This window comes from Ureibacillus chungkukjangi (assembly GCF_044795995.1).
GTDB lineage: Bacteria > Bacillota > Bacilli > Bacillales_A > Planococcaceae > Ureibacillus > Ureibacillus chungkukjangi.
In genome coordinates this window covers 1,067,265-1,078,462 of sequence record NZ_CP085009.1, presented here as the reverse complement: position 1 = coordinate 1,078,462, position 11,198 = coordinate 1,067,265, and the positions used below count along the sequence as shown (strand labels likewise).

The 11,198-nt window shown below is 37.1% G+C and carries 7 protein-coding genes; all 7 read right to left on the bottom strand.

Annotation, left to right across the window (positions count from 1 at the left end):
* Positions 1–188 precede the first annotated feature (188 nt).
* The gene (locus LG296_RS05345) at positions 189–1,538 is read right to left on the bottom strand and encodes a TrkH family potassium uptake protein (protein WP_404427623.1); all 1,350 of its coding nucleotides are present in this window, start codon (positions 1,536–1,538) and stop codon (positions 189–191) included.
* 234 nt (positions 1,539–1,772) lie between these two features.
* Positions 1,773–2,546 (bottom strand): TerC family protein, encoded by a 774-nt coding sequence (locus LG296_RS05340; protein WP_251396918.1) that lies wholly within the window; start codon positions 2,544–2,546, stop codon positions 1,773–1,775.
* A gap of 232 nt (positions 2,547–2,778) precedes the next feature.
* Complete coding sequence (ltrA, locus tag LG296_RS05335; protein ID WP_107937924.1) at positions 2,779–4,041, bottom strand: group II intron reverse transcriptase/maturase; 1,263 nt, start codon at positions 4,039–4,041, stop codon at positions 2,779–2,781.
* A gap of 891 nt (positions 4,042–4,932) precedes the next feature.
* Complete coding sequence (locus LG296_RS05330; RefSeq protein ID WP_404427622.1) at positions 4,933–6,510, bottom strand: peptide chain release factor 3; 1,578 nt, start codon at positions 6,508–6,510, stop codon at positions 4,933–4,935.
* A 284-nt stretch (positions 6,511–6,794) separates the two neighbouring features.
* The gene (locus tag LG296_RS05325) at positions 6,795–8,264 is read right to left on the bottom strand and encodes a UDP-N-acetylmuramoyl-L-alanyl-D-glutamate--2,6-diaminopimelate ligase (protein WP_251396912.1); all 1,470 of its coding nucleotides are present in this window, start codon (positions 8,262–8,264) and stop codon (positions 6,795–6,797) included.
* 1 nt (position 8,265) lies between these two features.
* Positions 8,266–9,324, bottom strand: coding sequence for a M42 family metallopeptidase (locus LG296_RS05320; RefSeq protein WP_251396910.1), 1,059 nt, complete (start codon positions 9,322–9,324; stop codon positions 8,266–8,268).
* A gap of 342 nt (positions 9,325–9,666) precedes the next feature.
* Positions 9,667–11,058, bottom strand: coding sequence for an aldehyde dehydrogenase (locus LG296_RS05315; RefSeq protein WP_404427621.1), 1,392 nt, complete (start codon positions 11,056–11,058; stop codon positions 9,667–9,669).
* Positions 11,059–11,198 lie beyond the last annotated feature (140 nt).

Genomic DNA, 11,198 nt, shown 5'->3' with positions numbered 1-11,198 from the left:
ATTATAATTCTATCATTACAATATTTAACAAAATATTTCAATCATTCAAATAGTTATTACATTATCTTGAAGTTAATCTTAATTTAACTAATAAAACCAAAAATTGCACGTTAAATATCTGTAAATTCTAATAATTTAATATTTGTAATATAAAAGGGTCTCATATTTACAATGAGACCCTCAGAAAATTATCCTATTATCACTCGTTCCTTTGGATAGCGATAAGGTGGTTTATCGACTCTACCTCCAAGTGTATATAAGAATGAAATTAATCCAACACGACCGATAAACATCAAAATCATAATTACGAATTTGCCTTCAGTCGACAAATGCTCGGTTATTCCTAGAGACATACCTGCTGTTCCGAAGGCAGATGTGATTTCGAATATAATTTGTGTGGTAGAAGCAGCAGGCTCCGTTATTAGTAAAATCATTGTCGAAATCATAACCATAAAGAAGGCAAGCATAATGACAACATAGGACTTGAAAATATCAATCAAATAAATTTCACGACCGTATAATTGTATCTCTGTTCGTCCATTTGCAAAATTATATAAAAACAGGATAGCAAGTGCAAAGGTCGTTGTCCGAATTCCTCCACCTACTGAGCTTGGTGAAGCACCTATAAACATTAAAAAGCTTAAGAATATATCAGTTGCTTCACTAAATAAAGTTACATCATATGTCACTAACCCACCCGAACGCGCAGAAATCGAGTGAAACATTGATGTAAACAGCTTTTCATGCCATGGCATGCCACGAAAAGAGTGAAAGGTTTCTATCAGTAAAATAACTAAAGTACCAACAACAAATAACAGACCATAGGTAACCGTTGTTATTTTTGTGAATAAGCTAAAACGAAATGATGGATTTTTACGGAACATATAATTTTTCACTTCAATTAATACCGGGAAGCCAATCGCACCTAGTACGATTAAAATCATTGTAATGAATTGAACAAAATAATCCTTGTGATAGGGTATTAAGCTATCACCGGTAATACTAAATCCGCCATTTGTGGTTGCCGAGATGGCAGCAAAAACACCGTGCTTGAATGCTTGTTCCCACGTATCAAAGTATTGAAGAAAATGCATTGATAAAATAAGTGCACCGATCGCTTCAATGATAAATAGTATTTTTACGATTTCCCTCAATAAATGAACTACACCAGATAAATTGTATTGGTTATGGTCAATCATAATTAGCTGTCTTTCACGCATTCCGATTCTTTTCCCCATAATAATCCAAATAAAAGTCCCTAATGACATGATTCCTATTGCCCCTAATTGTAATATTACGAGCAATACAATCATTCCAAATGATGTAAGAGCTTCAGATAGTTCAAATACAGTTAAGCCTGTAACACTTACAGCACTTACAGCAGTGAATAACGTATCGATTAAAGATATATCAACGCCATCCTTATATACGCCAGGAATTCTTAATAAAAGGAAGGAAGTAGCTATTGCTATAAAATAATAGCTAACAAGTATTTGAAATGGTGTTATGACTCTAGTTTTTTTAGGATGCTGGGCCATATAATTCGCCTCTTTTACTTATCGTTCTAGTTCTACAAGTATAATGGAAAATTCATCTAAAGTGAACCTTCAATCAGTGAGTTTCATTGAGATAAAATATTATGTATTAAAGTTACCGACATCACAGTTTCTTCAAATAACATTCCTCAAGATTAGTTTGTGATGAATATGGTAAATTAATTCGAAATATAAAAGAAAGAGGAACAGTTTACACTGTTCCCCATTTCTATAGGTTTATTCCTGTGTAGTTTGTTTTTTCTTTTTCGAAACTCCAAGGAACCATCCACCAAGAGCAATAGCTAGTAATACAACCCAGAAAATTGCTTTCCATGTTGTAGAATGCGCAAAGTCATGTGGTAAAATTCCAACACCATCGTGGGATAATGTTAGGACTGCCAATTTCACACCTACCCAACCAACAATTAAAAATGCGGCTGTTTCTAAATCTGGGTAATCGTGCAGTACTTTAACAAACCATTGTGCTGCGAAACGCATTAGTATTAAACCAACAATACCACCAAAGAACATAACTCCGAATTGTCCGGCATTAATACCACCGATATCGAAATTACCCACTTCAGGTAATGTAACCGCAATAGCAACAGCAGCTAGCATAGAATCTACTGCAAAGGCAATGTCTGCCATCTCAACTTTAGCAACAGTAGCCCAGAAGCCCTTACCTTTTTTCGTATGTTCTTCAACACCGTCATCTTCTTCATCATCCTGCTTAAACTTCTGGTCGTAAATATTCTTAATCGAGATGAATAAAAGATAAGCAGCACCAATGGCTTGAATTTGCCAATAGTTTACTAAAACCGTGATTAGGAACAGTGCTGCAAAACGGAAAACAAATGCACCTAATAATCCATAAAATAAAGCCTTTTTCTGCTGATCTTTAGGTAAATGCTTTACCATTACTGCCATAACAACGGCATTATCAGCAGCTAATAATCCTTCTAATACGATAAGTACAAGTAATACCCAAGCATATTCTAAAAATATTTCCACTACATCTTCCTCCTTACCATTTGTTTACCCACATGAAGGGATTTTTATTAGAAAATTTCACTTATCATCATGAGCTTTGAAATAAGCAAAATTTTGTTCCCGCAGTTACACTTTCTTACTGCAGGTAAATAAATTCACTGATAACCATTTTTAGACAAATCGAGTAGGAGGGAGTGATTAACTCCCGACCTCTCACACCACCGTACGTACGGTTCCGTATACGGCGGTTCAATTAAGATGAATAACGCAAAGTTTCGTAACGAACTTGCAGACTTTTCAGCCCTTGGCTTTCCCAATAGGAATTGCCGAGGGTTCTGTGTAATATGGGGCTATTAGAAATGCGCCAGTACCCTTTCCGGGTGTTTCCCCACTCGTATGCTTTTCCAAAAGGAACTTTCAATCGAGTAAGATTTCTGACTCTTGTTCGAGGTTTCTTCCAATTCTTCCATAGACACATCCTTAATCTTCTTTTAATCCAGCTATCTAGTGATTTGAATGTGGAACTTGTATCTGCTAATGCAAAATAACCACACCACCCCATTAGATACTGGTTTAACTTCTCGATTCTGTATTCCATGGAATATGGCATCTTTCTTGAGGTAATCTCTCGTATTTTCATCTTCATTCGGACTAGACTTGTTTTCGCAAGACGAACTTTTGGTTCTTTGTGATTCGTGAAACTAAAACCTAAGAACTTTCGGTTCCAAGGACGATCTACTGCTGATTTCTTTTGGTTTACTTTTAAACGAAGTTTTCCCTCAATAAATCTTTGTACACTCGCCATTACTCTTAACCCCGCACGTTCCGTTTTCACATAAATATTGCAATCATCTGCGTATCGAACGAATTTATGTCCACGTTCCTCCAACTCTTTATCAAGTTCATCTAGAACTACGTTTGAAAGTAGAGGACTTAAAGGTCCACCTTGTGGTGTTCCTTCTTCTGTACTTGAAACCACTCCATTTATCATGACACCGGCTTGGAGGTATTTACGAATAAGTTTTAATAAAGGTTTATCTGAAATTCGTTTCGTTAATGTTGCCATTAGTCGGTCATGATTAACCTTATCGAAGAATTTCTCTAAATCCATGTCAATTACCCATCGATAACCTTCCTTTAAATAACCCTTTGCTTTCCGAACGGCGTCATGGGCGCTCCGATTTGGACGGAATCCATAACTGTGGTCCGAAAATGTTTCGTCATATTCCTTCGATAAAATCTGCGAGATAGCTTGTTGAATCAAACGGTCTGTCACGGTTGGGATACCTAGTAAACGCACACCACCATCTGGTTTCGGGATTTCGACTCGACGTACTGGTTGCGGTTCATAGGTTCCATTCAAAATCTGCGATTTAATGGTTTCCCAATTTTCGAGCATGTGCTGTCGTAAGGTTTGTACGGGCATCATGTCTACTCCATGGCTTCCTTTATTCGCTTCAACTCGCTTTAGCGCTTGTATCATATTTTGCCGTTCAAGAATTTGATTCAACATCACCATTTCGTTCCTTTCCGTGATTAGCTTATCTTCTTATGCCCATCTGAACTCCACCCTCCGCAAATACCCTCGTGGGATTCACCACTACTTTCTAAGCGTGAGGTTTCTCTGTTTTCTGTGCTCATTCATTCTAGATGGAAAGCCAAGGGCTAATCTCTCTTAATTGTTCAGTCCTTCCGACTGGTTCTAGACCCAATCGTACTATGACCTCTGCTGACTTCTGATGATTCAGCTACTTGTCACCAAGTAGGTTATGAAGGGTACTTCATGTTTCCATCAGACCTCCCCGGGTAAGCACATGCACTTTCACACCATCTATCCGCCTCATTTACTAGGTATGACCTTCGACAGAAAGGACTTTGTTTTGTCTTGCAAACTCATCCAGTCGTAACTAGCCTTGTATGAGATTCGTGTTCCTCGGACCGGTGTTTTGCCTCCAGCTTCCTTCAGATTCCGCGTCGCCACGGACACCCTTGCTCTTGGCTAACCTCTACTTCTGTCTTCGGGGTTCGGGACTTACACCCTATAGTTCATGCGCATGCCGGGCGCACAAGAAAAAGACCCATGCCTAATAAATAGGCAAAGGTCTTGCTAAGCAATTTTAGTGATTCCAAAAACAACATTTTGAAATCAAATAATCAAATGCTTTCACACCCGATGGTTCCCACCATGTAATGACGAATGTGAAGTAAGTATTTTTCAATACTTATAAGCTACTCCCCTTTGACAATAGTCAAATGGTTATTCAGTTATTATTTAACTTAATTAAAACATATGCCTAGGGTAAAAGCAATGATATTTTTAGATTTAAATGTAAATGTATTGTAAAGCTCTAATACCTGTGGAAGCTGATAAGAAAAAGAACGCCAAAATATGGCGTTCAAGAAGATTCTATAATAAGCTATATAGCTTGATATCTTCGTTTTTCTCTGAGAACCAGCGCATTGCGAATTCATTTTCGAATAAGAATACAAGGTTATCAAAGCGGTCTTTTACAAGCATTGAACGAGCCGAATGCATTGATTCTTTTACATCCTCTTCGTTTTCAATCCAACGAGCAATTTTCGAACCAACTGGCTGCATTTGCACTTCTACATTATATTCGTTTTTCATACGATGCTCGAACACTTCAAATTGTAATTGTCCTACTGCACCTAGAATTACTTCTTCCGTATGAAGCGTTTTATAATATTGAATTGCTCCTTCTTGCACTAATTGCAAAATCCCTTTATGGAATTGCTTTGACTTCATAACATTTTTCGCTGTAACACGAACAAATAGCTCTGGTGTAAATTGAGGTAGTTTCTCAAATTGGAACGTCTTCTTTCCACCAACTATTGTATCCCCTATTTGGTAAGTACCAGTGTCATATAAACCAATGATATCACCAGCAACTGCCTCATCGACTGTTTCACGATCATCTGCTAAGAACTGAGTAGATTGAGTTACTTTAAAGGATTTATTTGTACGAGAAAGCGTAATGTTCATACCACGTTCAAATTTACCTGAAACAATTCGCACAAACGCAATTCTGTCACGGTGAGCCGGGTTCATGTTTGCTTGAATTTTGAAGATGAAACCAGAAAGTTCATTATGATCTACCGGGTCGATAAACTGCTCATCCTCTGTTAAACGTGGCTGCGGTGTAGGTGCGAATTGTAAATAGGTTTCAAGGAAAGTTTGCACACCAAAGTTTGTTAAGGCTGAACCATAGAATACTGGCGTTAACTCCCCACGACGAATTTTTTCCTCTGAGAAATCATTCCCTGCTTCGTTTAATAGCATGATATCATCCATTGCTTGTGTGTAGTAAGAAGTCACTTTCATTGGATGATCTACTGCTAACTCTCCGTCTTCATCGATTGGTAAGAAGCGTTCTGTTTCATCTGTACGGAATTGTTCAATTCTTTTGTTATATCGATCATAAATTCCTAAGAATTCTTTCCCCATCCCGATTGGCCAATTCATTGGGTAAGCATTGATTCCTAAAACTTCTTCTAGCTCTTCGATTAACTCAAGAGGCTCTTTCCCTTGACGGTCAAGCTTATTGATAAAAGTAAATATTGGAATACCGCGAAGACGACAAACTTTAAATAGCTTTAATGTTTGTGCCTCAATCCCCTTTGCCGCATCGACAACCATGACAGCACTATCCACTGCCATTAGCGTACGGTAAGTATCTTCTGAGAAATCTTGGTGACCAGGTGTATCTAAGATATTTACACGATTACCAAGGTAGTCAAATTGCATTACTGAGGATGTAACAGAAATCCCACGTTGCTTCTCGATTTCCATCCAGTCAGAAGTTGCAAATTTACCTGTTTTTTTCCCTTTAACAGTACCAGCATCACGGATGGCACCACCGAATAATAATAATTTCTCTGTAATCGTCGTTTTACCAGCATCTGGGTGAGAGATGATGGCAAAGGTACGACGTGATAATATGTCTTGCTCTAATTTTGAAGTCATTTTTGTTTCTCCTTTTTATATACCCTTGCTATTGGAAAATTTACGTTTTCGCCTAAAGAGGGCGATTCGTTGTTTTCCTTATACCGATTCATTTATAAGTACATATCAGTATAATAAAAGATTCTTCTTAAGTAGTACAATCATTTTTCCTTTGTCTACTATATATACTGGGAACAAATTCTATTATATATCCAGTTTCTTGGTCTATCGACAAAATTTTAATGGCTGTTCAATAAGCTAGAGCTTACCGAACAGCCTAAAACAAGCTACATCCATAATAAGTATTACACGAATTTTAAACGGCCAGCTTCCACCGCTATTTCTGCATCACTATGAGGATATTTTGTATTCTCGATAATTTGGTAATCCTCATGTCCTTTACCGGCGAATATAATAATATCACCCGGGTCAGCAATTGAAACAGCATGGCGTACGGCTTCAGCACGATCTCCAATGCAAGCAAACTTGTCATGTAGCATACCTTTTGCTAAATCACCTGTAATACTATCATATTCTTCATAGCGTGGATCATCTGTTGTCAGAACAACATAATCAGCAAGAGATGCTTTTTGTGCCATGGCAGGACGTTTTGATTTATCACGATTACCACCAGTACCGATTAGGAAAATTAATTTATTTTCCGGCTTTTTATAAGGCAAAGCAGCATTAATCGCTTTTTCAATCGCATCTGGAGTATGTGCATAATCAATAAAAATTTGTAATGGCAAATCCGTTTTAACACGTTCCATACGGCCACGGACTGGCGCTAGATCCTCAATTTGTTCGATAATTTCTTCCAATGAGTATCCACGAGCATAAAATACAGCTGTTGCTGCTAATACATTATAAACATTAAATTCACCAAGTAAATGCATTGTTACCGGGAATTTTCCTTCAGGTGTATGCATATCAAAGGTTGTTAAGCCATCTTCATAATTGCAGTTTTCTGCTTTGAAAATCGCATCGTTTTTCAACCCATACGTCCAAGCTGGATAGGATGTCATTCTTTCGTATTTTTCAGACCATGGATCGTCGGCATTTAAGACAACAAACTTATTCTTCGTAAAATCTTGCCCCATTTGAGAGAATAGTAATCCTTTAGCATTGCCGTACTCTTCCATTGTTCCATGGAAATCTAAATGATCATGCGTCAGATTAGTGAATACTGCAACGTCATAATCTACACCAGCTAACCTACCTAAAGCTAAGCCATGGGATGATACTTCCATCACCATTGCACTACAGCCCTCCATTTTCGCACGGAAAATCATTTGCTGTGTACTAAGTACATCATTAGTTGTATTGGCTGTTTCGTAAAGCACACCATTTAATTCAAATCCAATAGTTCCGGATAATGCAGATCGTTCTCCCATACCAACTAGCATGTGATGAATAATGCCCGATACGCTTGTCTTTCCATTTGTACCAGTTACACCAATCATCATTAAATCATTAGATGGGTAGTCGAAGAATTTAGCCGCTAGTAAACCTAAGGCACGTTCCGAATTCTTCACGATTACTTGGGCAACTTCACCCTCTAGTGTAAGCTCTCTTTCAGCTACTACTACCGTTGCACCTGCATCAACAGCTTTTTGTGCAAAATCATGACCATCAACTGTCTCGCCTTTAATGCAAACGAACAAGCTTTTCGGTTGAACACTTCTCGAATCGATTGAAACATCCTTGATGGTATTTGGTAATTGCCCTGAAATTTTTTTTAAAGGGAGAACACTTAATAATTCCTCAGTATACATATTAATCCTCCGAATCCATTCGTGAAATTACGTAAGTGTATAATAACTGTGCAGTTGCTCTTAATGAGTCAACATGCGTACGCTCATATGCATGAGAAGCTTCAATACCAGGTCCAAATAATGCATGTTTTACATCAAAGCCAGCACGAATTGCTGCCGATGCGTCAGAACCATAATTCGGATAAATATCAAGCTTATAATCAATGCTGTTCGTTTTTGCTAGCTCAACTAAATGTCTTGTTAACTCATAATGATAAGGGCCACTCGAATCCTTAGCACAAATTGATACTGTATACTCATCAGAGCTTTGACCATCACCAATTGCGCCCATATCCACCGCAATATATTCAACTACTTGTTCAGGAATATTTGAATTTCCCCCGTAGCCGATTTCTTCGTTATTTGAAATATAAAAATGTGTTGTATATGGTAGTTTAATATCATTTTCTTTAATGTACTTCACCAATTGTAAAACTAACGCTGTACTTGCTTTGTCATCTAAATGTCTTGACTTAACAAATCCACTATCGATAACCTCAAAGCGCGGGTCAAAGGAAACAAAGTCTCCTACTTCAATACCAGTAGCACGTACATCGTCGGCATTAAAGCATTTTTCATCTATACGAACTTCTATATGATCTGCATCACGTTTGATGGCATCGGGATTGCTATATACATGGACAGTTGTTTCATGAAGAAGTATTGTTCCACGAATTTTTTTCCCCTGTGCAGTGTGGATTGTACAATACTCACCTTCCACTGCATTCCATTTAAATCCACCAATCATCGCTAGCTTTAATCGACCGTTAGCTTTAACTTCTTTTACCATTGCACCTAAGGTATCCACATGTGCAGTTAGTAAACGATGAGAAGCGTTATTTTCGCCTTCGATAGTCGCGATTATTGCACCTTTATTTGTTTGCTTATACTCAATCCCAATGTTTTTTAAATAACTTCCTATAAATTGCATAATTGTTGCTGTATACCCTGATGGACTAGGAATATTTACTAATTGACCTAATAAATCAATTGTACGTTTTTCATCAAATACATTATTCACTAAAAAGCCCCCTCAATTTCCGTAACTTCTAAATAAATTTAATGATATCAAAATTCACCAAAAATCGACACCCTCATTAAGTATGTAAAACCAAAATTTTTTTTAGAAAACTTGGCTAAGCACCAATCCTTTTAGCGATTAGCCTTAGTTGTACTTATGCGGATAAGAAAGTTTTATACTTTCTTATCCGTTATAAAAGCTAATAATTCACTATCCGATAATATTTGTATACAATATTATACCACTTCTAATGCATTTCAATAATAAGGAAGATAGGTCGATTTTTAGAAAAACACGATTTTCGCCAAAAGTAGCGAAAATCAGTGTTTATGAGGAAAGGTTTTATTTTAGCATCGTTTTCACAAGCTTTAACTTTTGCTTGTAGGGTGGGAATAATAAATTATTCGCCAATTTTGAGGATCGCTTCATGATGGATTTTGGATGTGTAAAGTTCTCAAAGCTTGCTTTACCATGATACGCATTGACTCCAGATGGTCCTACGCCGCCAAATGGCAGATATGGGTTCCCTACATGTGTAACGGTATCATTAATACAGCCACCTCCAAAAGGTAATTCCTCTAGGAAGATTTCAATTGCTTTTTCATGCTCCGAGAAGAAATAAGCTGCTAATGGTTTAGGGAGCTTTTGAATTTGATGTAATGTGTATTTTAAATTGTCATATTTCATGATTGGTAGGATTGGACCAAAAATCTCATCCTCCATAATAGGACTGGACCAATTGATATTTTCTAAAATAGTTGGTTCAATATAAAGGTTTTCTTCATCTAGGTTTCCACCGAATGTAATATTTTCTTTTTCAGCTTCAAGTAATTTTTGCAGTCGAGTAAATTGACGATTGTTCACAATCCGTCCGTAGTCACCGCTCTCCTGCGGATCTTCTCCATAAAATTGTTCGATGGTTTTTTTCAGTTCTTTTATGAACTGCTCATAAACCGAAGAATGTACAAATAAGTAATCCGGTGCTACACAGGTTTGACCGGTATTATTAAATTTCCCCCAGACGATTCGTTTAGCTGCAACCTCAAGATTTGCAGTCTGATCTACAATCGCTGGACTTTTACCACCAAGCTCCAAAGTAATTGGCGTTAACCTTTCTGCTGCCGCCCGCATAACTACCTTCCCAACTGCCACACTACCTGTGAAGAAAATATAATCGAATGGAGCGTGAATTAAATGAGTGACCTCCTCTTTTTCTCCTTCAACTACTCTTATATATGAAGTATCAAAAGTTTCCTCAATAATTTTTTTTGTAACTTCAGTAGTATGAGGAGTCGTTTCAGAAGGCTTAACTACTGCTGTATTCCCACCAATAATGGCACCAATTAGCGGCTCCATTACAAGCTGAAATGGATAATTAAATGGACCAATAATCAGGACAACACCATAGGGCTCCCTAACAACAAAGCTTTTTGCAGGCTGAAAATGAATAGGTGTCTTAACATGTACAGGCTTTGCCCATTCATCGATATTTTTTACGAAATAGCTAATGCTCTCTAGAACAATCCCGACTTCATTTGAGTAAGCTTCAAATTCACTTTTGCCTAAATCTAAATTTAAAGCCTTTAATATATCTTTTTCGTAATGCTTGATTTTATCTTTTAGCTTTAATAATTGTTTTTTTCGAAATTCTATATTCCTTGTATGTCCAGTTAAAAAAAATTTTTTTTGCTCATCTATCATGAATTCTACGTCTTCTGCTGTATATCTTGTCATCTACATCCCTACCCCTTAATACATAATTTAAATTTTTCTGTTCATAATAACTATGTACAATTTACTACAATTTATCGTCTAATTCCTTCTTTAATGTTTAATTTAAATTTATAAATGGTATTTAGAAGGAAAGAGACAAA